21 protein-coding genes and 2 pseudogenes are annotated in these 25,637 nt (G+C 65.3%); 3 read left to right on the top strand and 20 right to left on the bottom strand.

The features are described from left to right. Positions 1-18 precede the first annotated feature (18 nt). Positions 19-1,848, top strand: coding sequence for an SLC13 family permease (locus SA190iCDA_RS08470; RefSeq protein WP_070887901.1), 1,830 nt, complete (start codon positions 19-21; stop codon positions 1,846-1,848). Positions 1,849-2,019: 171 nt separating this feature from the next. Here SA190iCDA_RS08470 and SA190iCDA_RS08465 read toward each other — a convergent pair whose 3' ends face one another. Further along, complete coding sequence (locus SA190iCDA_RS08465; RefSeq protein WP_070887902.1) at positions 2,020-2,487, bottom strand: bacteriohemerythrin; 468 nt, start codon at positions 2,485-2,487, stop codon at positions 2,020-2,022. Positions 2,488-2,664: 177 nt separating this feature from the next. On the opposite strand from SA190iCDA_RS08465, the gene rlmF reads away from it, so the two are divergent. Continuing rightward, positions 2,665-3,648: a 23S rRNA (adenine(1618)-N(6))-methyltransferase RlmF gene (gene rlmF, locus SA190iCDA_RS08460; protein ID WP_419203831.1), complete on the top strand. Its 984-nt coding sequence runs from the start codon at positions 2,665-2,667 to the stop codon at positions 3,646-3,648. Here rlmF and SA190iCDA_RS08455 read toward each other — a convergent pair. The 4 genes and pseudogenes from SA190iCDA_RS08455 to SA190iCDA_RS08440 form a co-directional block, all read right to left on the bottom strand. Then, complete coding sequence (locus tag SA190iCDA_RS08455; RefSeq protein WP_236101128.1) at positions 3,597-3,794, bottom strand: universal stress protein; 198 nt, start codon at positions 3,792-3,794, stop codon at positions 3,597-3,599. The two genes, rlmF and SA190iCDA_RS08455, sit on opposite strands and share 52 nt — an antisense overlap. Then, positions 3,781-4,104 (bottom strand): universal stress protein, encoded by a 324-nt coding sequence (locus tag SA190iCDA_RS08450; protein ID WP_236101346.1) that lies wholly within the window; start codon positions 4,102-4,104, stop codon positions 3,781-3,783. Before SA190iCDA_RS08450 ends, SA190iCDA_RS08455 begins: the two co-directional genes overlap by 14 nt. Before the next feature lie 139 nt (positions 4,105-4,243). Next, positions 4,244-4,468: pseudogene (locus tag SA190iCDA_RS08445) on the bottom strand (universal stress protein); the annotation flags it as partial. A 153-nt stretch (positions 4,469-4,621) separates the two neighbouring features. Next, positions 4,622-5,251, bottom strand: coding sequence for a DUF998 domain-containing protein (locus tag SA190iCDA_RS08440; RefSeq protein WP_070887904.1), 630 nt, complete (start codon positions 5,249-5,251; stop codon positions 4,622-4,624). Positions 5,252-5,437: 186 nt separating this feature from the next. On the opposite strand from SA190iCDA_RS08440, the gene SA190iCDA_RS08435 reads away from it, so the two are divergent. Then, positions 5,438-7,057, top strand: coding sequence for an NAD(P)/FAD-dependent oxidoreductase (locus tag SA190iCDA_RS08435; protein WP_070887905.1), 1,620 nt, complete (start codon positions 5,438-5,440; stop codon positions 7,055-7,057). Between the two features lie 107 nt (positions 7,058-7,164). Here SA190iCDA_RS08435 and SA190iCDA_RS08430 read toward each other — a convergent pair whose 3' ends face one another. From SA190iCDA_RS08430 to dinG, 15 genes and pseudogenes are all read right to left on the bottom strand, one after another. Continuing rightward, on the bottom strand, positions 7,165-7,497 hold the full coding sequence (locus tag SA190iCDA_RS08430) for a Na+/H+ antiporter subunit G (protein WP_070887906.1): 333 nt from the start codon (positions 7,495-7,497) through the stop codon (positions 7,165-7,167). A gap of 13 nt (positions 7,498-7,510) precedes the next feature. Continuing rightward, complete coding sequence (locus SA190iCDA_RS08425) at positions 7,511-7,780, bottom strand: K+/H+ antiporter subunit F (protein ID WP_070887907.1); 270 nt, start codon at positions 7,778-7,780, stop codon at positions 7,511-7,513. Next, the gene (locus tag SA190iCDA_RS08420) at positions 7,765-8,268 is read right to left on the bottom strand and encodes a Na+/H+ antiporter subunit E (RefSeq protein ID WP_070887908.1); all 504 of its coding nucleotides are present in this window, start codon (positions 8,266-8,268) and stop codon (positions 7,765-7,767) included. The genes SA190iCDA_RS08425 and SA190iCDA_RS08420 overlap by 16 nt, the downstream gene beginning before the upstream one ends. Next, positions 8,265-9,767 carry a monovalent cation/H+ antiporter subunit D gene (locus SA190iCDA_RS08415; RefSeq protein WP_070887909.1) on the bottom strand — a complete coding sequence of 501 codons (1,503 nt, stop codon included), beginning with the start codon at positions 9,765-9,767 and terminating at the stop codon, positions 8,265-8,267. The genes SA190iCDA_RS08420 and SA190iCDA_RS08415 overlap by 4 nt, the downstream gene beginning before the upstream one ends. Then, positions 9,767-10,093, bottom strand: coding sequence for a Na+/H+ antiporter subunit C (locus SA190iCDA_RS08410; protein WP_070887910.1), 327 nt, complete (start codon positions 10,091-10,093; stop codon positions 9,767-9,769). Before SA190iCDA_RS08410 ends, SA190iCDA_RS08415 begins: the two co-directional genes overlap by 1 nt. Then, entirely contained in the window at positions 10,093-12,885 is a 2,793-nt protein-coding gene (locus SA190iCDA_RS08405) for a monovalent cation/H+ antiporter subunit A (protein ID WP_070887911.1), read from the bottom strand. Before SA190iCDA_RS08405 ends, SA190iCDA_RS08410 begins: the two co-directional genes overlap by 1 nt. A 474-nt stretch (positions 12,886-13,359) precedes the next feature. Continuing rightward, the gene (locus SA190iCDA_RS08400; RefSeq protein ID WP_070887912.1) at positions 13,360-13,824 is read right to left on the bottom strand and encodes a hypothetical protein; all 465 of its coding nucleotides are present in this window, start codon (positions 13,822-13,824) and stop codon (positions 13,360-13,362) included. Between the two features lie 179 nt (positions 13,825-14,003). Then, positions 14,004-15,146 carry a glycerate kinase gene (locus tag SA190iCDA_RS08395; protein WP_070887913.1) on the bottom strand — a complete coding sequence of 381 codons (1,143 nt, stop codon included), beginning with the start codon at positions 15,144-15,146 and terminating at the stop codon, positions 14,004-14,006. Positions 15,147-15,201: 55 nt separating this feature from the next. After that, positions 15,202-16,560 carry a GntP family permease gene (locus SA190iCDA_RS08390; protein ID WP_070887914.1) on the bottom strand — a complete coding sequence of 453 codons (1,359 nt, stop codon included), beginning with the start codon at positions 16,558-16,560 and terminating at the stop codon, positions 15,202-15,204. Between the two features lie 148 nt (positions 16,561-16,708). Next, a complete protein-coding gene (locus SA190iCDA_RS08385; RefSeq protein WP_070887915.1) occupies positions 16,709-17,815 on the bottom strand; it encodes a sugar diacid recognition domain-containing protein in 1,107 nt (368 codons plus the stop codon). Positions 17,816-17,892: 77 nt separating this feature from the next. Continuing rightward, positions 17,893-18,540 carry a pyridoxamine 5'-phosphate oxidase gene (pdxH, locus tag SA190iCDA_RS08380; RefSeq protein ID WP_070887916.1) on the bottom strand — a complete coding sequence of 216 codons (648 nt, stop codon included), beginning with the start codon at positions 18,538-18,540 and terminating at the stop codon, positions 17,893-17,895. A 48-nt stretch (positions 18,541-18,588) separates the two neighbouring features. Continuing rightward, on the bottom strand, positions 18,589-19,428 hold the full coding sequence (locus tag SA190iCDA_RS08375) for an OmpA family protein (RefSeq protein WP_070887917.1): 840 nt from the start codon (positions 19,426-19,428) through the stop codon (positions 18,589-18,591). 89 nt (positions 19,429-19,517) lie between these two features. Further along, positions 19,518-20,663, bottom strand: coding sequence for a serine hydrolase domain-containing protein (locus SA190iCDA_RS08370; protein ID WP_070887918.1), 1,146 nt, complete (start codon positions 20,661-20,663; stop codon positions 19,518-19,520). Between the two features lie 47 nt (positions 20,664-20,710). Next, positions 20,711-22,976: pseudogene (locus SA190iCDA_RS08365) on the bottom strand (beta-agarase). Between the two features lie 296 nt (positions 22,977-23,272). Beyond that, positions 23,273-25,417, bottom strand: coding sequence for an ATP-dependent DNA helicase DinG (gene dinG / locus SA190iCDA_RS08360; RefSeq protein ID WP_070887919.1), 2,145 nt, complete (start codon positions 25,415-25,417; stop codon positions 23,273-23,275). Positions 25,418-25,637 lie beyond the last annotated feature (220 nt).

Genomic DNA, 25,637 nt, shown 5'->3' with positions numbered 1-25,637 from the left:
GCTCGGCAAGGAGCCTGAATGAATATCGACCTGCTGATGGTGCTCGGCCTGCTGTTCACGGCCGTTGTGCTGTTCGTCCTCAACAAGCCGCGTATGGACGTGGTCGCGCTGATGATCCTCGTCGCCCTGCCGCTGACCGGCGTGCTGACCGTCCAGGAAACCCTGGCCGGCTTTGCCGACCCCAGCGTGATCCTGATCGCCGCGCTGTTCGTGATCGGCGAGGCGCTGGTGCGCACCGGCATCGCCTACCGCCTTGGCGACTGGCTGGTGGCCAAGGCTGGCAGCAGCGAAACCCGCCTGCTGGTATTGCTGATGGTGGCCGTGGCCGGACTCGGCTCGGTGATGAGCTCGACCGGCGTGGTGGCGATCTTCATCCCCGTGGTACTCGGTGTGGCGGCGCGCCTGAAGATCGCTCCAGGCCGGCTGATGATGCCCCTGGCCTTCGCTGGCTTGATCAGCGGCATGCTCACCCTGGTGGCCACGCCGCCGAACATGGTGGTGCACAGCGAGCTGCTGCGTGCCGGCCTGCCCGGTTTCAGTTTCTTCAGCTTCACGCCGATTGGCCTGGCCGTGCTGGTGCTCGGCGTGTTGTATATGCTCGCCACCCGGCGCTGGCTGCAACGTGACGCCGATGGCGATACCTCGGCGCCGCCACGCCTGACCCTCGCCGACCTGGCTGACAGCTACCGCCTCGGTGAACGCGAACGGCGCCTGCAGGTACGCGCCGATTCGCCCCTGGCCAACCAGGCGCTGGACGAGCTGCAGCTGCGCTCGCACTACGGCATCAACGTGATTGCCGTGGAGCGCCAGCGGCAATTCCGTACCCTGTTGCTGATGGCCACAGGCAACACCCAGCTGCTGCCTGGCGACGTGCTGCTGGTCGACCTGGCCAGCCCGGCCATCGCGCTGCTCGGCACCTACCAGGAGCTGGGCCTGGAACCGCTACCGCTGCGCAACTCCTACTACAGCGTGCACGCCCACGAACTGGGCTTGGCCGAGGTGGCGCTGCCGCCGGAGTCGCACCTGCCGGGCAAGAGCATTCAGGAGCTGGGCCTGCGCAGCCGCTACAAGCTCAACGTGGTCGGCCTGCGTCGCCACGGCCAGGCGCTGGAAGGCCTGTTGGTAGATGAAAAGCTGACCCACGCCGACACCCTGCTGGTGGCCGGCAGCTGGAAGCAGATCCATCACCTGCAAAGCCTCAACCGCGACTTTCTGGTACTCAGCCTGCCCGCCGAGGTCGATGAGGTGGCGCCCGCCGCGCGCAAGGCGCCCTATGCGTTGCTGAGCCTGGCGGTGATGGTCGGGCTGATGATCAGCGGCCTGGTGCCCAACGTGATGGCCGCGCTGATCGGCTGCCTGCTGATGGGTGCCTTTCGCTGCATCGACATGCCCAGCGCCTACCGGTCGATCCACTGGCCGAGCCTGATCCTGATCGTCGGCATGCTGCCGTTCGCCCTGGCCCTGCAGAAAACCGGCGGCATCGACCTGGCGGTCAATGGCCTGGTCGGCGCCCTGGGCAATGCCGGGCCGCGGCTGATTCTCGCCAGCCTGTTCGCGGTTACCGCGCTGATCGGTCTGTTTATCTCCAACACCGCGACGGCGGTGCTGATGGCGCCGGTAGCCATCGCCACCGCCCAGGCATTGGGCGTATCGCCACTGCCGTTCGCCATGATCGTCGCCCTCGCCGCCTCGGCTGCCTTCATGACGCCGATTTCCTCCCCGGTGAACACCCTGGTGCTAGGGCCAGGCCAGTATCGGTTTGCAGATTTCGTACGCATCGGCGTGCCATTCACCATCCTGGTGATGATCGTCAGCGTGGTGATGGTGCCGTGGATATTTCCGCTATAGCTCACGACAGCCGCGGGATAAAAGGGACGCGGCCGCTCGCAATTACGTGGGAGGGGCTTTAGCCGCGAGTTCTTTACGCATAGCCAGGCAAAATCGAGGCTAAAGCGGATCGCCGCCCGGCCTCTTCCACAAAAGATCTTCTCACCGTCCGCTATCGTTTGAAACCGCACGCTAAGCCGCGCGAAAAAACCGCCGCTTGGCGCGGTTCAACCATCCGTCCTCGGCCTTGTCGGCCGCCAGGCGCCGCAGGTTTTCGGTCACCGCCGCCACGTAGCTCTGGTCGTCGTTGCGGATATGCCCGAACAGCCAGCGGCCGAGCAGGCTGCGCAGTTCATCGCAGACATCCTCGCCCTGCCGGAACCGCGCGCGGTAATCCTCGACCCGGCGGATGAACAACTCGTGCACCCGCTTGTGCGCCTTGGTGAACACGTAGCCCGCTTCCTCGAGCATCGCCTCCTCGAAGGCGAAGTGCGAGCTGGTGTAGTCCACCAGTTCCTCGATCACCAGTGCCACAGCCTGGCGCTTACCGTCGTGCTGCGCAACGTACAGCGCGTTGATCATGTCGACGATGCGGCGGTGCTGACCGTCGATCACCGCGATTCCGGTGTTCAGGTCATCGCTCCAACTGAGATAAGCCACGGTGGTTGCCCTGTCGTTCCCCTGGATGGGGCCAGTCTAGAGCCGACCAGGCAGCCGCTGGTTGACTTGGATCAGTGCACGTCCGGCCGCAGGCGCACGGTTTCATATTCAAGACCCTGAGCACGGCGCCAGTGGCTGTGGGAAAATGCCCGGCCCGTCACCTGCGCAATGATCAGCATGCCCGCCAAACGTCCGCCCAAACCGCCCGCCTCGCCTGAAAAAGGCCAGCTGCACCACCGCAACCGCCATCAGGGCCGTTATGACTTTCCGGCGTTGATCAAGGCCAGCCCTGAGCTGGCGGCGTTCGTGATCATCAACCCCTATGGCAACCAGAGCATCGACTTCGCCAACCCGGCGGCGGTCAAGGTGTTCAACCGCGCCCTGCTCAAGCAGTTCTATGGCATCGCGCACTGGGACATTCCGGCCGATTACCTGTGCCCGCCGATTCCGGGACGCGCCGATTACCTGCACTACCTGGCCGATCTGCTGGCAGGCGACAACGGCGGTGAAACGCCTCGCGGCGCGGCAGTACGGGCGCTGGACATCGGCGTGGGCGCCAACTGCATCTACCCGCTACTGGGTAACCGCGAATACGGCTGGCGCTTCCTCGGTGCGGACATCGCGCCCCAGGCCATTGCCTCGGCAGCGGCCATCGTGCGAGCGAACACCGATTTGCGCGAGCAGATCGAACTGCGCCTGCAAGCGGATGCCGGGCACGTTTTCACCAATCTGTTGCGGGCCGACGAGCGCTTCGAGGTGACCCTCTGCAACCCGCCCTTCCATGCCTCGGCGGCTGAAGCCAGCAGCGGCAGCAAACGCAAATGGCGCAACCTCGGCAAGCTCGACCCCAAGCGCACGCTGCCGGTGCTGAACTTTGGCGGTCAGGCGGCGGAGCTGTGGTGCCCGGGCGGCGAAGCGGCGTTCGTGGCCCGGCTGATTGGCGAAAGCGCCGAGCACCGCGATCAGGTGCTGTGGTTCAGCACGCTGATTTCCAAGGCCGGCAACCTGCCGGGCGTATACGCCATGCTGAACAAGGTCCGCGCCCTGGACACTCGCACGGTGGCAATGAGCCAGGGCCAGAAGCAGAGCCGCTTCGTGGCCTGGACCTTTCACAATGCCGAACAGCGCCAGCGCTGGATGAAGGCGCGCAGCGAGCCTTGATCCTCAGCACGCGGCTCGCGCACGATCAGGGTGACGCACGGCACCCACTGCAGCAGTTCACTGGCCGCACTGCCCAGCAGCACATTCATCAGCCCGCTGCGCCCGTGGGTGCCCATCACCACCAGATCGACGTCATGCTCGCGCACGTAATGGCTTAGGGAAGGCCAGCGAACCCCGCTCGATCACGATACGCGTGCGCTTTCTCGCCTCGTCCGGCAGATCACTGGCACCCAGAAACGCGGCGTAATTGCCCGCCTCGATATGCCGGCGCGTCTCACCGTCGATCACCCGCTCCAGGCGGTCGGACAGCGGCGCCTCGGTGGCGTGGTAGAGCACCAGTTGGCGATCGGGAACATAACCGGCAGCCGCATGCAGCGCATGGCGCGACGCGTCGGAAAAGTCGGTGGCCACCAGAATGCGCTGATAACGCCCGCGTGGTCGCTGGCGTACCACCAACAAAGGTTGCGGCAGTGCCGAGCCAGCGACTCCACCGTGGAGCCGAGCAGCAAGCGGCCCACAACGCATCGCTCGCCACACCGGTGACCACCAGCGCACTGCCAGTTTCCCGCGCCGCCTTGGCGATGACCTGGACGGGCTCACCACGCTCGATACGCAGGCGCACCTGCACCTCGAGGCCCGACAGATCCTCCTGCAGTTGCTGCTCGGCAAAGCGTGCCAGGCTGGCGTCATCCCGCGCGCCCACCCAGCCCAGCACCAGCTCTGGCGCCTGGGCGGTTTCCAGCACATTGACGCCCACCAGCAGCGCCTGCCACTCGCTCGCCAGTTGCGCCGCGCGATCCAGCGCACGGGCGCAACGCACCCTCAGGTCGGTGACCAGCAATACACTTGCCGGTGTGCCTTCGGTCCAGGGGTGTCTGCTCACCACACACCTCGATATCCCTGCGGGAAATGGGTCTTAGACCTAGCAACTCCTCGGGTCGAGAGACATCGGCAAATCGTAAGCAAACACGAGTCAGGCAGTTGGGCGGCGCAGCAGCATCAGCGCCAGCCCGGCGACCCACAGCAACGATGCTCCGTAATTGATGCGCTGATAAAGGCCGAAACCGTGGCCGCTCTCCAGCGCACTGGCCATCAGCGGCAAGGCGCCAAGGGCTGCCAGTGTGCAGAATAGCGAAAACCAGGAAAAACCTGGCGAGGCGAACAGGCGCCGGCCCAGCCACACCCAGAGCCCGCCTGCCAGCAACAGACTGAAGGCCATGATCAGCCCCGCCAGGTTGTGCAGATTCTGGCTGGCAGATGGGTTCTCCGGTGCACAGCCGGCGTCACAGGCGAAGTAGCCGGTGCCGAAGCTGCCCAGGCCGTGAAGGATGATCAGCAGGCCGCTCAGGCGCCCCCAGCGGCTGCGAAAGCTCAGCAACACCGCGCCACCGAACAGCAGGAACAGTACGCCCAGCGGGAAATTGTTGATCAGCGGCGAGATCAATCGAGTCGGTGCGCCTTCGGCGCCCAGCAGGCTCATGGCCTGATCGACATGGCTGTAGCCAGGGTACAGCGCGCCGGCGTAGGTCACGCCCAGGGCCAGCCACAAGGGCGTGATCAGGCCTGCGAAATACCCCAGTTTGAGCGTCCTGTTCGAGTGCATGCGAGTTTCCTTTCGGTGTCGTGAGAGTCTGTTCAGTGACGCAGTCTTGACGATATGCGGCACATCCGTTGCGCAGCGGCCCGTCGACTGCAAAGCGTCAACTGCAGCCTGCCGGGCATTTTTCGTCCATAATCGCCGCCCTCGAAAAAGCTGCCGGGTTGCCTCCGGCCCTGAAAGGACGATCCCATGCTGCGCATCACCGAACTGAAACTGCCTCTCGATCACCCTGACGACGCCCTGCGCCCGGCCCTGGTCGAGCGCCTGGGCATCGACGACAACGAACTGCTCGAATTCAGCGTGTTCAAGCGCAGCTACGATGCCCGCAAGAAGTCCGGCGACATGCCGTTCATCTACACCCTGGATTTCAGCGTGCGCGACGAGGCCGCCCTGCTGGCGCGCCTGGCCAACGACCGCAACCTCGGCATCGCCCCGGACGTGAGCTACAGGCCACTGAGCGTCAGTGCCGGGCAACACCCTGCCCAGCGCCCGCTGGTGATCGGCTTCGGCCCGTGCGGCATCTTCGCGGCGCTGATCCTGGCGCAGATGGGCCTCAGGCCCATCGTGCTGGAACGCGGCAAGGAAGTGCGCCAGCGCACCAAGGACACCTGGGGGCTGTGGCGCAAGAAAGTGCTGGATCCCGAGTCCAACGTGCAGTTCGGCGAGGGCGGCGCGGGCACCTTTTCCGATGGCAAGCTGTACAGCCAGATCAAGGACCCCAACCATTACGGGCGCAAGGTGCTGGAAGAATTCGTCAAGGCCGGTGCCCCGGAGGAGATCCTCTACGTCAGCAAGCCGCATATCGGCACCTTTCGCCTGACTGGCGTGGTGGCCACCATGCGCGAGGAGATCAAGGCACTGGGCGGCGAGGTACGCTTCCAACAGCGCGTCAGCGACGTGCTGATCGAAGATGGCCAGCTGGTCGGCGTGGAGCTGGAAAACGGCGAGCAGGTGCACAGCCGCCACGTCATCCTGGCCCTTGGCCACAGCTCGCGGGACACCTTCCGTGCCCTGCACAAGCGCGGCGTGTTCATGGAAGCCAAGCCGTTCTCGGTGGGCTTCCGCATCGAGCACCCGCAGTCGCTGATCGACCGCGCGCGGCTCGGCAAGTACGCCGGCCATCCGAAACTGGGCGCCGCCGATTACAAACTGGTGCACCACGCCAGGAACGGCCGCTCTGTATACAGTTTCTGCATGTGCCCGGGCGGCACCGTGGTGGCGGCCACCAGCGAGCCGCACCGGGTGGTCACCAACGGCATGAGCCAGTACTCGCGTAACGAACGCAATGCCAACTCGGGCATCGTGGTCGGCATCACCCCGGAGCAGGATTATCCCGGCGGCCCGCTGGCTGGCGTCGAACTGCAGGAGCGCCTGGAGTCCCACGCCTACGTACTCGGCGGCAGCAACTATGAGGCGCCGGGCCAACTGGTCGGCGACTTTATCGCCGGCAAGCCGAGCACCGCGCTGGGCAGCGTCGAGCCGTCCTACAAGCCGGGGATCAAGCTCGGCGACCTGGCCCCCTCGCTGCCGGACTTCGCCATCGAGGCGATCCGTGAAGCGCTGCCGGCCTTCGCCAAGCAGATCAGGGGCTTCGACCTGCACGATGCGGTGCTCACCGGTATCGAAACCCGCACTTCATCGCCCCTGCGCATCACCCGGGGCGAGGATCTGCAGAGCCTCAACGTGCGCGGTCTGTTCCCGGCCGGTGAAGGCGCGGGCTATGCCGGTGGCATTCTGTCCGCGGGTGTCGACGGCATTCGTGTGGCCGAAGGTCTGGCACGTGCGCTGATGGCTGAGCAAGCCCGCTAGCGGCACAGGGTGGGTGCGCCGTTGGTACGGCGCAGGATTGAGGAGCCTGCCGATCTCGACTTGCACCCCACTGCGATCCAGATCGGCGCCCAAAGCTTCAGCCCAACTCAGGACTCCCAGGGACGCCCGCGGGTGCGCCGCACCAGCTTGACCTTCTCCTGCATCGCCGACTTGGCCAGCATATGGGCGCTGACCGGCGCGGTGATGAACAGGAACATGACGATCAGCAACTCGTGCACACTCAAGCCTTCGGCGTGGTTGCCAAAAAAGATCATCGAGGCGACCACCATGCTGCCCACCCCCAGTGTGGTGGCCTTGGTCGGGCCATGCAGGCGGGTGAAGAAATCCGGCAGGCGATAAAGGCCGATGGCGCCGATCAGCGCGAACGAGCAGCCGACCAGTAGAAAGAACGAAACCAGTGCTTCGATCCAGAATGGCATGGGTGAAGCCTCCTCAGTCGATGATTTCGCCATGCAGCAGGTGCTTGCCCACCGCCACGGTGCCGACAAAGCCCATGACCGCGATCAGCAGCGCGGCCTCGAAGAACAGATCCGACTTAAGCCAGATACCGAATACCACGATCAGCGCCAGGGCGTTGATATACAAGGTGTCCAGGGCCAGCACGCGGTCTGGCATGTCCGGGCCGCGCACCAGGCGGATCACATTGAGCATCATGGCGACGACCATCAATGCCATGCAGAAGGGAATCACGTACGCGAGCATTCGAAAATCTCCATCAGCGGGGCTTCATAGCGCGACTTCACCTGGGCGATGAGGGCCTGGTCGTCGGCCACGTCCAGGCCGTGCAGCAGCAGGGTCTTGTGGTCGCTGCTGAGGCCCGAGGACACGGTGCCCGGCGTCAGCGACACGATGCAGGCGAGTACCGAGAGCATGAAGTCGTTGTCGATGTCCATGGGCACCTCGACGAATGCCGGGCGCAGCTTGCGCATGGGGCCGAGCACCAGGCGTGCGACGTGCAGGTTGGCGATGACGATGTCCCACAGCACCATCAGCAGGTAGCGGCATAGCAGCAGCGGGCGGCGTAGGCGCGGCACGTCGAGCATGAAGCCACTGCACAGCAGGGCGATGCCCCAACCGAGAAGCGCGCCCAGCACCAGGTGGCCTACGCTCGGCGCATTGACCATCAGCAACCAGATCACCGTGAGCAGCACGCTGAGCATGGGGTGGGGGAACAGACGGGACAGGCTCATCGCTCACCTCCGCGGACGATCTGCAGATAGGCGTTCACATCCAGCAACTGCTGGGCGGCCGCCTGGGTGTACTCATGAATCGGCTGCGCCGCCGCGACCAGCAGCGGCCCGCCGGCCAGCAGGCAAACGGTCGCCAGTGCACGAATACGATCAGACTCGGCAGTTGCCGCCGGCTCGCCGGTGCAGCGCCAGAACAGCGTGCTGCCGGCGCGCACCAGGGCGATGATCATGCCCAGGCCGCCGACCAGTACCACCGGCCAGAGCACCAATGCCTGCCAGCCGGTTTCCACCGAACGCAGCAGCATCAGCTTGCCCAGGAAACCGGAGAACGGCGGCAGGCCGGCCACCGAGATCGCACCGATGAAGAACAACCCGCCCAGCAGCTTGGGCTGCAGCAACTGCGGGCCCTTGCGCAAACGCAGACCGACCTCGCCGCGCTGACGGGCCAGCATATCGGCCAGCAGGAACAGGCCGCCGCATACCCAGGTGCTGTGAATCAGGTAGTAGATTGCGGCATCCAGGCTTTGCACGCTGCCCAGCGCGACGCCCGCCAGCAGGGTGCCGACCGAGACGATCACCAGGTAGCCGGTCAGCCGGCCCAGGCTGCGCGCCGCCAACGCGCCGGTCACACCGAGCAGCAAGGTCAGCGCCGCCAGCGGCCACAGCAGGTAATCGACCAGATGGGCCAGCTGCCCCGCTTCGCTGCCGAACACCAGGGTGAACACCCGAATGATCGCGTACAGCCCGACCTTGGTCATCACCGCGAACAGCGCAGCCACCGGCGCCGTGGCCGCGGCATAGGCGCTGGGCAACCAGAAATACAGCGGCAGGATGGCGCCCTTGAGACCGAACACGATCAGCAGCAGATAACCAGCGGCGGCCAGCAGGTGCTGGCGGTCGGCATCGGCTTCGGCCACCTTCAGCGCCAGGTCGGCGATGTTCAAGGTACCGAGCAGGCCGTAGAGCATGCCCACGCCAATCAGGAAGAACGACGACGCCACCAGATTGAGCACCACGTAGTGCATGCCCGCCTTGATGCGCTCCGGCCCGCCACCGTAGACCAGCAGCGAGTAGGAGGCGATCAGCAGGATCTCGAAGAACACGAACAGATTGAACAGGTCGCCGGTCAGGAAGGCGCCGTTGATGCCGAGCAGCTGGAACTGCATCAGGGCATGGAAGTTCGGGCCCCGCTCGTCATCGCCGCGCACCGCGTAGAGCATGGCGAAACTGGCCAGCGCGGCGGTCACCAGCAGCATCAGCGCCGCCAGGCGGTCGAGCAGCAGGATGATGCCGAACGGCGCCTGCCAGTTGCCCAGTGCATAGACCTGCAGCGCGCCGGCGTCCGCCTGCAGCACCAGCCAGGCGCTCAGCGGCAACAGCGACCAGGTGGCCAGCAGGGACACCCAGCGTTTGGCGGTGATCGACAGCTGCGAGCGAATCAGCAGCAGGCTGCCGGTGAACAGCGGAATCAGGATCGGCAGGATCAACGCATGATTCATCAGCGCGACTCCTCGCCGTCGACGTGGTCGGTACGCAGCTCACCCAGGGCGCGCAGCGACAGCACCACCACGAAGGCCGTCATGGCAAAACCGATGACGATGGCGGTGAGCACCAGCGCCTGGGGAATCGGGTCACCGTGCTCGGCGCTTTTGCCGATGACCGCGGGCACTCCGGTACCCAGCCGGCCCATGGCGAACAGGAACAGGTTGACCGCGTAGGAGATCAGGGTCAGGCCCATGACCACCGGGTAGATGCGGGCGCGCATCAGCAGATAAACGCCACTGGCGGCCAGCACGCCAAGGGTAATGGCGAATAGCGCTTCCATCAGAGTACCTCCTTGCTGGTTTCATCCTGGCTGACGTGGCCGATGTTGGAGAGGATCAGCAATGTGGAACCGACCACCGCCAGGTAGACGCCCAGGTCGAAGAGCAGCGCGGTGGCCAACTCGAATTTACCGATCAGCGGCAGGTGGAAATAGCCGAACGCCGAGGTCAGGAACGGCGCGCCGAAAGCCAGGCTGCCCAGGCCGGTCAGCGCGGCGATCAGCACTCCGAGGCCCGCGATGCTGTGGTAGCTCCAGGGCATGCGCCGCTGGGTCCACTCCACGCCGTGGGCTACGTACTGCAGGATCAGCGCGATGGCGGTGATCAGCCCGGCGATGAAGCCGCCCCCAGGCAGATTGTGGCCACGCAGGAAGATAAAGGCCGAGACCAGCAGCGCCATCGGCAGGAGGATGCGCGCGATGCTGTCGAGAATCATCGGGTGACTGTCCAGGGACCAGGGCTTGCCGTTCGGATCGGTAAGCGGGTGAGGCAGGTGCAGACCGGCCAGCAGGCCGTAGATGCCGATCGCGGCGATTGCCAGCACGCTGATCTCGCCCAGGGTATCGAAGCCGCGGAAGTCGACCAGAATCACGTTGACCACGTTGGTGCCGCCGCCACCGCTGACGCTGTTCTCGAGGAAGAACGAGGCGATGCTGTCGTACGGCCGGGTCATTACCGCATAGGCCAGCAGCGCCACGACGATCCCGGTGCCGCCGGCCAGCAGCACGTCTCGCAGGCCACGCAGGCTGCTCGACTCCACGGGCGTGCGATCAGGCATGAAGAACAGCGCCAGCACCAGCAGGATGATGGTCACCACCTCCACCGACAGCTGGGTCAGGGCCAGATCCGGCGCCGAATAACGGGCGAACGCCAGGGCCACCATCAGGCCGGCGCAGCTCAGGGTCATCAGCGCCTTGAGGCGATTGCGGTGGAACACCACGGTCAGCACCGCCATCACGCACAACACCGCCATGCCGAACACGGTGATGCCATCGGGCGGCGTCAGCGGCACATTACCGCCCAGCGATTCCATCGGCGACAAGGCGGTGATGATCAGGATCAGCGCGCTGAGCAACAGGAAGGCCACGTAACGCTGTTGGGAACCGCTCTCCAGCAGCTTGGTCACCCAACGGGTAGCCTTGACCAAGCGGGCATTGAGCAGCTCGAACATTTCCTTGGCATCCACTTCCGGCATACCGTTGTACCAGCGGAACAGCGGTTCACGACAGGCGTAGACGACGACGCCACCAATCATCGCCACCACACTCATGCCCAGCGGCAGATTGAAACCATGCCAGATGGACAGACTGTAGTACGGCAACTCGCCGCCCAGGGTGGCGCTGGCCGCCGATGCCAGCAGCGGCGCCACCGTGTAGGCCGGCAGCATGCCGACCAGCAGGCACAGGAACACCAGGATCTCCACCGGAATCTTCATGTAGCGCGGCGGCTCGTGGGGCGGATACTTGGGCAGATCCCTGGGTTCGCCATTGAAGAACACGTCGTGGATGAAGCGCAGCGAATAGGCCACCGAGAACACCCCGGCCAGGGTCGCGACGGTGGGAATCATCCAGTTGAAGATGCCCAGCAGGTCCTGATTGAGCGTTTCGGTAAAGAACATCTCCTTGCTCAGGAAGCCGTTGAGCAGCGGCACCCCGGCCATTGCCGAAGCAGCCACCATGGCCAGCACGGCGGTATGGGGCATGTACTTCCAGAGCCCGGCGATACGCCGCATGTCGCGGCTGCCGGTTTCGTGGTCGATGATGCCGGCGGCCATGAACAGCGAGGCCTTGAAGGTCGCGTGGTTGATGATGTGGAACACCGCGGCGACCGAGGACAACTCGGTGTTGAAGCCGAATAACAGGGTGATCAGGCCCAGATGGCTGATGGTCGAATAGGCGAGCAGCCCTTTGAGGTCATGCTGGAACAGCGCCATGATCGCCCCGAACAGCAGGGTCGCCATGCCGGTCATGCTGACCAGGTAGAACCACCACTCGGTGCCGGCCAGGGCCGGGTATAAACGGGCCAGCAGGAAAACCCCCGCCTTGACCATCGTTGCCGAGTGCAGGTACGCGGAAACCGGGGTTGGCGCCGCCATGGCCTGGGGCAACCAGAAATGGAACGGGAACTGCGCCGACTTGGTGAACACGCCGAGCAGGATCAGGATCAGGGTGATCGGATAGAGGCCGTGACTGCGAATGGTGTCGCCCGCCGCCAGCACCTCGCTCAGTTCGAAACTGCCGGCGATTTTGCCCAGCAGCAGAATGCCGGCCAGCAGCGCCAGGCCACCGCCGCCGGTGACGGTCAACGCCATGCGCGAGCCGCGACGGGCATCCGAGCTGCCATTCCAGAAGCCGACCAGCAGGAACGAAGTCAGGCTGGTCAGCTCCCAGAACACCAGCATCAGCAGCATGTTCTCGGATAGCACCACGCCCAGCATGGCCCCCATGAACAGCAGCAGATAGGCGAAGAAACGCCCCATGGGCTCCTGCTTGCTCAGGTAGTAACGGGCATAGAGGATCACCAGCAGGCCGATGCCGAGAATCATCAGGGCGAACAGAAACCCCAGGCCATCCAGGCGCAGGCTCAGGTTGAGCCCCAACTCCGGTAACCATGGATAGCTCACCACCTGTACATCGCCAGCGAACACTGCCGGTTGCTGAAGCCACAGCAGCAGCAAGGCGGCGGCCGGGCCGAGCGCCGCGGCCAGCGCGCAGAGCGAGCGGCCCATGCGGTCAGCCAGCAGCGGTAGAAAGATGCCTATAAATGGTAAGGCGATGATCAGCGCAAGCGCCATACACTAAACCCCTTGTACGAGCCCGTCATGCAGCCAAACGGCCAGTTAGTGGGTGCCAGAATGCCGGTCGCCTGGCGCCCGGCCGATCCCTGCGATGGTGTGCGTGATGCCAACCCGGCAGGAGGAGAAACCACCTGCACCAGTCGACCCGGAGCCTGCCGAGCCAGCTACGAACCTGTGTGCGCCTAGTGTTCGGCACGTTGTAACTGACTGGTGATACACCCGAGCGTTCGACTTGTTTTTCCAGCAAAAGCCTGCAAAAACCCGCCAGGAAGTGCCTTCGATTATGCTGAGCTATCGACCTGACGTCATGGATAGAATTATTACTAAAACTATCTCTGGATTGATTCAGGGCCGCTCCGACTGCGATGCCGTCAGCCGCTCTAGCTCGATACTTTCAGCGCGCCCCGAAAATGCAAGAGGCCGAATCAGCGAGCTGATCCGGCCTCTTGTCCCGCTGGCGCAATGGGCCCGTTAGTGGGTGACGCGGCTGGTACCGTTGACGGTCATGATGCGTACCCGATCGCCGACGCGGAAGATCTGGTTCTCTTCGACCGCCTGCACGTAGGCGCGCATGCTGCCGTCGTCTTCGCGAACGGTGATCTCCACACCCTGGGTACGGGTGATGCCTTCCTCGGCCGCCGCACCCAGCAGGCCACCGGCTACCGCACCGATCACCGCGGCGACCGCCGAACCGCGGCCACCGCCGACGCCGCTGCCGGCCACGCCGCCGATCACTGCACCCGCACCACCACCGATGGGGGTCTTGGTGCCTTCGATCTTCACGGGTCGCAGGGACTCGATGGTGCCCATGCGCACGGTCTGTACGGCGCGCGCTTCGTCGCGCGAGTAGCTGTCACCGGTCAGGCTGGATGCGCAGCCGCCGAGGGTGAGCGTCGCTGCAGCAAACAGGACAGCGAAAAGACCAGGTTTAAGCATGACGATTCTCCAGACTGGACTGATAACCCTATGACAGCTTGGCCGCCAGGACGGTCACTGTGATTGCCGACAAATTGCTTCGCGCGTTCAGCTGCGGTACAGCTCAGTAACCCAAGCAATTCGCGACAGCAGTATAGACAGCTGCCATTGGCAATTATCACCGCGGCATACGGCGACGCTCAGCGGCGTGCCGCCTGGGCAAGGCGCCAGAACCTGGCGAGATCGGCCGCCCGTGCTTCGAGCTCCTGCCCAGCGTTGGCGCAGGCATGCTCCAGGGTAATCGGCCCCGGTGCCAGGCTGAAGCAGGCTTCGATGCCAGCTTCGCGCACCTGCTGGTAGCCTTCCCCCAGGCTGCCAGCCAGGGCGATCACCGGTACGCCCTGGACCTGCGCCACCCGGGCCACCCCCACGGGCGTCTTGCCATGCAGACTCTGGGCATCCAGGCGCCCTTCCCCGGTGATCACCAGGTCGGCGCCACGCACTGCCTCGGCGAGGCCGGACAGCTCCGCCACCAGCTCGATGCCGGGACGAAAGCGCGCACCGAGAAAGGCCTTGGCGGCAAAGCCCAGGCCACCCGCCGCACCGACGCCGGGAAAGGTGCTGAAGTCCTCGCCCAGCGCCTCGCCAACCACTTCGGCCAGGCGCGCCAACGCCGCGTCCAGCTCCTTGACCTGCTCGGGATTCGCGCCCTTCTGCGGGCCGAACACCGCCGAGGCGCCCTTGGGCCCGCACAGTGGATTATCGACATCCGCCGCCACCTCGACCTGCACGTTCTGCAGCCGCTTGTCCAGCCCGCTGAGGTCGACGCGTTGCAGCGCTGCCAGTGCCGCGCCCCCGTGGCGCAAGTGGTTGCCGCCGGCGTCGAGAAACCTTACGCCCAGCGCGCGCAGCAAACCGCTGCCACCATCATTGGTGGCGCTGCCGCCCAGCCCCAGGATGATCCGCGTGGCCCCAGCATCGAGTGCTGCGCAGATCAACTCCCCGGTGCCGTAGCTGCTGGTCACCCGGGCATCGCGCTGCTCGCTCGGTACCCAGTGCAGGCCACTGGCGGCGGCCATCTCGATCACTGCCGTGCCATCGCCCAGCCACCCCCAGTGCGCTGGCACCGGCGTGGCCAGCGGCCCCTTCACCGACAGCTCGCGGCGCTCCCCTCCAGTGGCCGCGAGCACGGCATCCACGGTGCCTTCACCGCCATCGGCCATGGGGCACAAGGCGACCTCGGCGTCCGGGTAGACGGCCAGCCAGCCGCGGGCGATGGCCTGGGCCACCTCAGGCGCACTAAGGCTCTCCTTGAACGAATCCGGAGCGATGACGATTTTCATGCAGACAACCTCGAAAACAGCGAGGCGCCCGTGAGCGCCTCGCGATTGATCGGACTTACAGGAGCACCAGGCTCAGCAACCATACCGTGGTGATACCCACCAGGCCTTGAACCAGCGTGGCCATGGTTTGCGCCCGGTAGGCGACGGCCACCGGCATGCGGCTGAACTGGGTAACGACCCAGAAGAAGCTGTCGTTGGCATGGGACACCGTCATGCTGCCGGCACCGATAGCCATTACGGTCAGTACGCGGCCCATCTCGCTATCCAGGCCCAGCTGACCCAGTAGCGGGGCAACCATCGCCGAGGTAGTCACCAGCGCCACGGTGGTGGACCCCTGAGCGGTTTTCAGGGCAGCGGCGACCATAAACGGCATGAACAGCCCGACACCCAGGGCCGACAGCGTGGCGCCCAGGTAGCCGCCCAGCGGCGAGGCACTCAACACCGCACCAAAGGCGCCGCCAGCACCGGTAATCAGTAGGATGGGCGCTGCGGAAACGATGCCCTCGCTGACCCGGTCATGGAGATTCTGGCGCTTGCCATTGCCCTTGAGCAGCGTGCAGGCCAGCAGCAGGCCAATCAGCAAGGCCACTACCGGCTGGCCACAGAAACGCAGCACCGCCAGGATCTCGCCCTCGCCGAACGGCTTGCTGGGGAACACCGCGATGGAGCCCAGGCAGATCAAGAGAATAGGCACGAAGATCGGCGCGAAGGCCTGGGCGGCGCTCGGCAGCTTGCCGTACTTGCTGCGCAGTTCGGCGAATTCCTCGGCGCTGGGCAGCGGCGTGCCGTCGTCCACCAGGGCGATGTCCTTGCCAACGAAGCGGTTTGCCCACCACATGCCCGCCAGAGCGGTCACCATGGCGACGAACAGGCCAACGGCGATCACCAGGCCCAGGCTCGATTCCAGCCCGAGGTTGCCGGCAGCGGCGATCGGTCCCGGCGTCGGCGGCACGAAGGTGTGGGTGGCGTACAGGCCGGTCGCCAGCGCCACGCTCATGGCCACTACCGAGACCTTCATGCGCGCCGCCAGGGCGTTCTTCAGCGAGTTGAGGATCACGTAACCGGAATCGCAGAACACCGGAATCGACACCAGGTAACCGATGATCGACATGGTCAGGGTGGGAAAGCGCTCGCCGAGCAGCTTGATCACCGTCTCGGCCATGGTGATCGCTGCGCCGCTGCGTTCGAGGATCACCCCGATGATGGTGCCCAGCACGATGACGATGCCGATGTTGCCCAGGATGCCGCCAAAGCCGGTGGCAATGGTCTTGATGATGTCCTGATGGGGCAGTTGGTAAGCAAAGCCGGCGATCAGGGCCGCCGCCAGCAGAGCCAGGAAGGGATGCAGCTTGAGACGGGTAGTCGACACCACGATGAACGCGATCAGTGCGACCAGGATCAGAACCAGAGCCATGCCGGTGTCCTCATTGTTGTTATGTGATTTGCCAGGTACCGGGCATTGTCGCCCAGCAATACCGGGCGACACCCTGTTCATTGGCACAACAGGAGAGACAAAGCGCAGGCCTGCAACTGTGCAGTGGCATCATTCTGGAAGGTGGCGTTCAGTCTGGCTCGAGCAGTCCCAGCCCCAGCGACAGCTGCAGACGGCGATCCAGACGCGTCAGCTCCACGCCGCTGAGCTCGGCGATGCGCTCGAGGCGATAGCGCAGGGTGTTGCGATGGATCCCCAGTGCTGCGGCGCAGCTCTGCACCTGGCCATCGTGCTCACACCAGGCTTCGAGGGTGTCACGTAGCACGCCGTTGCTGTCCTGGGCGAGCACCTGCTTCAAGGGTGCCAGCCACCCTTGCAGCAGCCAGCTGTTGCGCTGGGCGTGGAGCAGCGTCGGCAGGCGATGCTCCTCAAGCGCCACCAGGCGCAGGGCGGGATAACGCGCCTGGGCAAAGGCCTGCAGGTCGCGCAGAGCCATGCAGGCCTGACGCATTTGCCCCAGGGACTGCACCGGGTCGCTGACCACCAGGCGGGCCACGCCCCAGCCGCGTTCATCGGCGCTCTCCAGCCAGTGCGCGTCGTCACGACCGCCGTGTAGCGGCCGGCACCAGAACATCTCGCGCATGCCCAATGGCGCCGCCAGGTGCTCACTCTTGCCGGTCAGCACACCCAGCAAACGCGCCTGCTGGGCCAGCGGCTCGGCGCTGTCCTGCAACTCCAGCAGGCAGACCTGGCGCGGCCAGGCCAGCGCCAAGCCCTGGCGCTCGGCATCCGCAGCCAGGGTGCCGAGCGACACTGCCGGATCGAACAGCTGACGCAACCAGGCGTCCAGCTGATGGCGCTGCCAGTGCCGTTCGGCTTGCAGCTGGCGCTGCTCGACCAGCATTTCCGCGGCCATGCGCACCAGCTCGGCGTAGGGCCGCACCACCTCGGGGTCGCCGGTGATGCCCAGTACGCCGATCAGCTCATCGGCATGCAGCAAGGGCAGATTCACCCCTGGGCGGACGCCACGCAGGCAGGTGGCGGCCTGCTCGTCGATCTCCACTACCCGCCGGTTGGCCAGCACCAGTTGCGCCCCCTCATGGCGGGTGTGCAGGCGCAGCGGGTCGCCGCTGCCGATGATCATGCCCTGGGCGTCCATCACGTTGATGTTGTACGGCAGGATGGCCATGGCGCGATCGACGATGTGCTGGGCCAGGGTGGAGTCAAGTTCAAGCATGCTGGGACCTGCGCGAGGGAAGCCAACATTGTAGGCCGATTGCCGGTTCGGCCGACACCCAGGCCGGCTGCAGGTGGTCAGGGCGCCAGGCGCTGGCGTAACCAGGCTTCGCCCTCGCGGCGATAGTCGAGACGGTCGTGCAGACGGCTGGCACGCCCCTGCCAGAACTCGATGCGCTCGGGCAGCAGGCGGTAACCGCCCCAGTGTGGCGGGCACTCGGGCGCCTGGTCGGCGAAGCGTCGTTCGGTTTGCGCCAGCAGGCCTTCCAGCTCACTACGGTCGTGGATGACCCGACTCTGCGGTGAGGCCCAGGCACCCAGTCGGCTACCCAGCGGGCGCACCTGGAAGTAGGCATCGGACTCGGCGGGCGTCACCCGCTCGACCCGCCCTTCGATACGCACCTGGCGTTCCAGGGTTGGCCAGAAGAAGGTCAGCGCGGCAAAGGGGTTGGCCTGCAGCTGCTCGCCCTTGGCGCTCTGGTAGTTGCTGAAGAAGGTGAAGCCCCGCTCGTCCAGGCCCTTGAGCAGCAGCACACGGCAATGCGGGCGTCCATTGGCATCGACGGTTGCCAGGGTCATGGCATTGGGCTCCACGGGGAGCTGCTCGGTTTTCACCGCGTCGGCGAACCAGCTTCTGAACAGCGCGAGGGGCTCAAGCGGCGCCTGATCCTCGCTCAACCCGTCACGGGTGTAATCACGGCGCATGTCGGCCAGGGTCTGAGTCATGAGCGTACTCTCGAAAGCGACAAAGACCCTAGCTTAACGGGGTAAACCTTATTTGGCTTGATCCGAGGCAACCACTTTCTTGGCATCGGCCAGCTTGGTGGCGCTCTTGGCGGCGGGCTTGTCGGCAGCCTTGGCAACCGCCTTGGCGGCTGGCTTGGCGGCTGGTTTTGCAGCGGCCTTGGGCTTGGACTTGGTAGAAGCCTTGGCCACGGTCTTGCCTGCGGGTTTGGCGTCAGCCTTGGCAGCGGCTTTCTCGGCTGGCTTGTCAGCGGCGGCAACGGCCGTGGCGGCAGCCGGTGCCGGTTCCGGCGTGCTGTATTTGGCGATCAGGGCCTGCAGGGTGTCCTGGCGGGTCAGGAGGATTTCCACCCGGCGGTTCAGCTCGCGACCGTTGGCGCTGTCATTGGCGGCGCGCGGCATGTCCGGGCCCATGCCCTTGACCATCAGGCGATCCTGCTTGAGGCCGCTGAGGCGGAAGATGGCAGTGAAGGCACGGGCGCGCTCGAGGCTCAGCGCGCGGTTGGTTTCCAGGGCGCCGCTGCTGTCGGCATGGCCGAGTACCAGCACGCCGACCTTGCCGTCTTTCTCCATTACCTTGGCCACCCGGGTGATCGGGCCCAGGGTGACCGGCAGCAGCATGCCCGGGCGATCCGGGTTGAACGAGCCCTTGACCGGCGCGGTGACCACCAGCAGGTTCTCACGACGCTCCATCTCGAAGTTGCTGTCCTTGATCGCGTCACGCACCAGCGGCTCGTATTCGTCCAGCCAGGCCTGGGTGACTTCGGGCGGCGGCATGGGAACCGGCTTGGGATCTTCCTTCTTCTCGAACAGGGAGCAACCTGTCAGCAGTACGCAAAGCGCCAGCGCGCAAGTCTTGTAGGAAAGCATCGGTTCATCCAGTATCTAAGCGGTCGAAGTCACCCGGGTAATCCGGAGTCAGCTAAAAGCGTTACTGCGCAACAGTTTAAGCGCGGTTCTTAAAAACACTCACATAAGATAACCGCAAGTTTCTGTGCACGCGGATCCATTAAGACGAACGGCCCCAGGTTATTCGTAACGAAACCCACCGCCACATCGCGCTCCGGGTCGGCGAAACCGGTGGTGCCGCCGGCACCGGGGTGGCCGAAGGCGCCTGGCCCCATGCCGTAGGTAGCATTCGCCACGGTGGGCTGGTCGAGCATGCAGCCGAGGCCGAAACGGGTCGGCGTCAGCAATGTTCTGTCCTCACCGACACTGTGTTCACGGGTCAGTTCAGCGAGCAACTGGCTGTCGAGCAGGCTGCCATCGAGCAGGCCGCTGTAGAAACCGGCCAGGCTGCGGGCGTTGCCATGGCCATTGGCCGCTGGCTGCTGCATGCGTCGCCACTCGGGTTTGTTGGTACTGGTCATGATCGACGGCGGGTTGGTGAACGCCCGGGTGGTCATCGCCTGGGCGTCAGTCATCATGGTCTTGAGCATGCGCTGCGCTGCCGCATCCCCCAGGTTGCCCTTGCCGCGACTGATGGTGGCGACGCGGTGAAATTCCTCGTCCGCCAGGCCAACGTGAAAATCCAGGCCCAACGGCTTGGCGGTGCGCGCCACGATCGATTCGCCAGGGCCACGCCCCTCGACGCGACGCAGCAACTCGCCGACCAGCCAGCCGAAGGTGATCGGCGCGTAGCCATGGCCCTCGCCCAAGCGCCACCAGGGCGCTTCGGCGGCCAGGGCGTCGGTCATGGTCTGCCAGTCGTACAGGGCCTCGGCCGGCAGGTTGTCGCGGATCGCCGGCAACCCGGCCTGGTGACAGAGCAGGTGGCGCAGGGTGATGCGCTCCTTGCCCGCTGCCGCGAACTCCGGCCAGTAGCGCGCCACAGGCACATCCAGTTCAAGCTTGCCTTCGGCAACCAGTTGCAAGGCCGTCACGGCGGTAAAGGGCTTGGTGCAGGAGAACAGGTTGAGGATGGTATCGCTATGCCAGGCCTGCTGGCCGTCCTTGTCGGCGACCCCGGCCCAGAGGTCCACCACGGTTTCACCGCCAACCTGCACGCAAAGGGCGGCGCCACGCTCCTGAGGATCATCGAACATGGCGGCGAAGGCGTCTTTTACCGCTTCGAACTTGAGGTCGAAGTAACCCTGAATCTGCACTGACTGCTCCTGCATGGAAAAGGCGCCAGCCCAGCCGGCGCGGGTGATTACGGCTTGGGTTCGGCGGCTGGCGCGGCAGCATCGCCAGCCGACTCGGTGGCCTGTGCAGCATCCTCGGCAGGCGCGGTCTCCGGTTTTGGCTCTGGCTCCTTGGCGGCGTGCTCGAGCACCAGCGGCGGCACGCTCAGGTTGGCCTTGCGCACCGCGCTGACGAAACCGTCCCACGGCCGGTCGGTGATCGCCACCAGGCCCAGGTGACCGTTCTCGCCATCGAGCAGGCGCCCGGTAACCGGCTGATCAAGGTACTGGAACCAGTGCACGCCAACGATCTGTGGCTCTTCCAGGGCCTTTTTCAGGAAGTTGGCATAGGCCGGGCCACGCTCCTCTTCCTTGTACACCTCGGCGACGCCCCCCCAGAACGGGCCGCGGTCGCGGGAGCCGAAATGGAACTCGGTGACCAGCAGCGGCTTGTCCAGCTTGCGCAGGGCCTCGAAGTCATAACCGTGCTGCGGCTCGCGGGTGTAGAAGTTGAAGCTCAGCACATCGCAGTACTCGGCGCAGGCCTCGACCGCCTCGGGAATGCTCGCGGAGAAGCGCCCGCCCAGCAGCAGGTGGTTGGGCGTGTGCCAGTCGAGGGAATCGGCGATGGTCTTGAAGTAGGTATCGGCGAACAGGCGCAAGAAGCGCTTCATGTCGTTTTCGATGGCCGGGTAGGCCGGGTTGACCGGTGGCGCCTCGAAACCCGGATCCTCCATCAGCTCCCAGGCCTTGAGGTCGATGCCCCAGGCCTTGGACAGCCCTTGCTGGTTGCGGTACTTGTCGCGCAGTTGCTTGAGAAAGGCCCGCTTGGCCGGCACGTCGGTGGTCAGGCGCAGCGTGGCGTAGGCCAGTGCATAGCGCGACAGCGGATCTTCCGCCGGGCCGGCCCAGGCCAGTTCGTTGTCGGCGTAATAGCCCATCACCCAGGGATCGTCGCGATGGTCACGGGTGGCGATGGCGATGGCACGTTCGGCGGCCATGGCGAAGCGCGGGTCGAACGGATCGGGCATGCCCCCCCACCAGTCGATGCCGGTGCTGATGGTGGCGTAGTCGCCATGGATGGACAGCGGAATGCTGTAGGGCATGCGCTTGTCGAGGGCGAAATCGTTGTCGCTCCAGTTGCCCAGGGTATTGAAACCCCAGGCCTGCAGGCGGTTCTGCGCCCGTTCGCGCCAGAGCTCCGGTTTCTGCTCGCCATAGGTACGCTGCAGGTTGGCGCTGTAGAAGTCGTACCAGCGGCCGCTGTCGAAGTCGCGCCCGCGGTTGGCACCGGTGTCGGACTGGCTGTCGCTGCTGCCATAGAACGCGGCCAGCGGCTCGCCTTCGGCCGGCAGCGCGCTGAACATCTTCTCGCGCCCTTCGATGTAGGTCTGGCTCTGGGTACCGGTCACGGTGTTCACGCCCAGCGAATAGAAGGGATTGCCCTCCGGGGTGACCAGAAACCAGCGCCCACCGCGTTTCTCGGTGCGGAAAAAAACCGGTGGCTTCGAACGACGGGCCGCCGATCCAGCCACCATAGATGTCCTGCTTGGGATGCTCGGCCTGCCAGGCCTGCAATTGCTTGTCTTCCTGGGCCAGGCCCTGGCGCAGTTGCTCGTCGTTCTTGATCTTGCCCGGCCAGTCGCGGCGGGTGAACTGGCCGTAACCGTCGACGATCCCCTTGTAGGCCTGCTCCAGATCGCCGCTGCCACGCACACCGAAGCGGCCCAGCAGTATGTGCTGCGCGGCCTGGGGGTTGGGAACCGACAGGGTCACGGCGGAGACGTTCTTGAGGTCGATTTCACCCTTCACGGTTTCTGCCAGCAGCAGCAGGCGACCGTCGTAACGCCAGGGCATCGGCGCCCCGGCGCGCATGCCCTGGGCCCGCGGCGACGTGGCACCCAGCGGCAACAGCAGCGTCTGCGCCGGGCCGGCCGGCAGGGCGATCTGGCTGGTCAGTCGCTTGCCATCGGCGCTTTCGACGGTGACGTCCAGGGTCAGCGCCCAGTCCATGGCGTTCTGCACGCGCAGGCTCATGGCGCTCGCCTCGGACCAGTCCCAGGTGCCGGTTTGCGGCGTCAGGCGCAGGGTCGGACGCTCGCTCGGGTTGAAGGACACGCGGCGCAGGATCTCGCCCTGGGCGGCGCTTTCAGCCGTGACGCTGGGCAGGTAGGCGTTATCGCCGGACACCTGCACGGCGTCCATTGGCCGCACGAAGTTGAACAGCTCCTGGCGATCGGCCGCCTGGCCCAGGGCCGGCAGGCCGAGCAGCGTGACCAGCGCCAGGCGCTTGATCGCCAATGGATGTCGAGGACGGGCTGCAGCGATGCACAGTGACAGAACTTTGGTAACCAGACCCGCGGGTGCGTGCGCAGTGCAGCGCCCCGAACGATCGGCCGACAGCAGCCAGGTGTTGACCTTCAAGACCCCTTCTCCCCGCAACTCGACGACGAATATGAGTGCCCGCGACCATCCCGCCACGAGCCTTTTGCCGCGCATCACGCGCGCAGGCGCAATAGTGCGACAGATGGGGGTTCCACCGCAAAGCCCGCATGTCCGATCACGGGCCAGCGGGGTGATTTTTCATCAGTTCAGCCGATTTCCCGGCGAAACGGCGGCAGTGCGTTGAGAATCGCCTTGCCGTAGCGCTGGGTGACCACTCGTCGATCCAGCAGGGTGATGGTGCCGCGATCCTCTTCGGTGCGCAGCAGGCGCCCGCAGGCCTGCACCAGGCGCAGCGAGGCGTCGGGCACGGAGATTTCCATGAAGGGGTTGCCGCCGCGGGCTTCGATCCATTCGGCCAGGGCGGCCTCGACCGGGTCGTCCGGCACGGCGAAGGGAATCTTGGCGATCACCACGTGCTCGCAGTAGGCGCCCGGCAGGTCGACACCCTCGGCGAAACTGGCCAGGCCGAACAGCACGCTTTCCTCGCCGCTGTCGACCCGCGCCTTGTGCTTGCTGAGGGTTTCCTGCTTGGACAGGTTGCCCTGGATGAACACGCGCTTGCGCCAGTCCCGCTCCAGGCCGTCAAACACGTCCTGCATCTGCCGGCGCGAGGAGAACAGCACCAGGGTACCGCGCGAGCCCTGCACCAGGCCGGGCAGCTCGCGGATGATCGCCGCGGTATGCTCGGCGGCATTGCGCGGGTCGGCCTTGAGATCCGGCACCCGCAGCACGCCGGCGTCGGCATGGTGGAAGGGGCTGGGCACCACCGCCGTCGCCGCTACCTTGGGCAAGCCGGCGCGCATGCGGTAACGGTCGAAGGTGCCCAGCGCGGTAAGGGTCGCCGAGGTGACCAGCGCGCCGTAGGCGACGCTCCATAGGTTGCGCCTGAGGGTTTCGGCCGCCAGGATCGGGCTGGCATTGACCTCGATATCGAACAGCGCGCCGCTTTCGGCCAGGGTCAGCCAGCGCGCCATGGGCGGGCTGTCCTCGGGATCTTCGGCGGTGAACGCCAACCACAGTTCCCAGGTGCCCTGAGCGCGCGCCAGCAGGCTGCCGAACAGCGGGTACCACTCCTCGGCCTGATGGCTGGCGATGCCGATGCTGGTCTCGCCGTCCATGGCTTCCTTGAGCTTTTCGGTCACGCCGGTGAACAGGTCGTTGAGCTTGGAAAAGCCCTTCTTCAGCTCCAGGCCCAACTCGATCAGATGATCGGGCACCACACCACCGACGAAACGGTGGCGCGGCCGTTCTCGCCCTTCCATGTCCTCGCCGGGCTTGAAGTCCGCCACCTGCTCGCAGGCGCTGAACATGAACTGCTGGTGGGTCTTGAGCTCGCGGGCCAGCTCCGGCACCTGCTCGATCAGCCGGCCGAGATCGCCCGGTAGCGGGTGCTGGGCCAGCAGTTTGCTGAGGTTCTTGGCGATCTGCTCGAGCCAGTCGGCCGTGGAGCGCAGGCGGGTGAAATGGGCGAAGTGGCCGATGGCCTTGTCCGGCAGGTGATGGCCTTCGTCGAACACGTACAGGGTGTCGCGCGGGTCGGGCAACACGGCGCCGCCGCCCAGGGCGAGGTCGGCCAGCACCATGTCGTGGTTGGTGACGATCACGTCGACCTTGCCCATGCCTTCGCGGGCCTTGTAGAAGGTGCACTGCCCGAAGTTCGGGCAATGGCGACCCGTGCACTGGCTGTGATCGGTGGTCAGCTGCGCCCAGCGGCTGTCTTCCAGCTCCTGGGGCCAGCTGTCGCGGTCGCCGTCCCATTTGTTGCCGGCAAGCTTCTCGATCATGGTGGTGAACAGCTTCTGGCCCTCCTCATCCACATCGATGCGAAAGCCTTCTTCCTCGAACAGCTGCGCCGTGGAACTCTGCGCCTGGCCTTCCTGCAGCAGCACGTCGAGCTTGGACAGGCACAGGTAACGACCGCGCCCCTTGGCCAGGGCGAAGCTGAAATTCAGGCCACTGTTGCGCATCAGATCGGGCAGATCCTTGTGCACGATCTGCTCCTGCAGCGCCACGGTGGCGGTGGCGAGCACCAGGCGCTTGCCCGCCGCCTTGGCGGTGGGAATGGCGGCCATGCAATAGGCCACGGTCTTGCCGGTGCCGGTGCCGGCCTCGACGGCCACCACGGCGGGATCACCGAGCCGGTGCCCTTCATCATCGGCCTTGATGGCGCCCAGCACCTTGGCGACCTCGGCGATCATCAGGCGCTGCCCGTAGCGAGGCTTGAGGCCCTTGGATTCGAGAAAACGGGAGTAGGCGCCCTGAATCTGGGTCTTGAGTTCGGTGCTGAGCATTAAGGATCTTGGCTGAGAAAAGGCTGGATATATTTTCAGTATTCGCTAACGGCCGCTATCATAACGCGCCTATCGCCCCTGTGCTGATTCGCTTGCCGACTCCCGATGAAGAGTACGGCCACAAAGCGCCAGCGGGCCCGACTTTGAAACCGATCACGGCAGGTCACTGCGGCCTGCTTGACACGTGCCAGCGGAGCAGAAGGCTGTGCAACGGCGTCGA

Origin of the sequence: Pseudomonas argentinensis (genome assembly GCF_001839655.2) — a bacterium.
In the GTDB taxonomy this organism is placed as follows: Bacteria; Pseudomonadota; Gammaproteobacteria; order Pseudomonadales; family Pseudomonadaceae; genus Aquipseudomonas; species Aquipseudomonas argentinensis_B.
The sequence above is the reverse complement of the archived record's forward strand: the minus strand, read 5'-3'. Positions and strand labels throughout refer to the sequence as shown.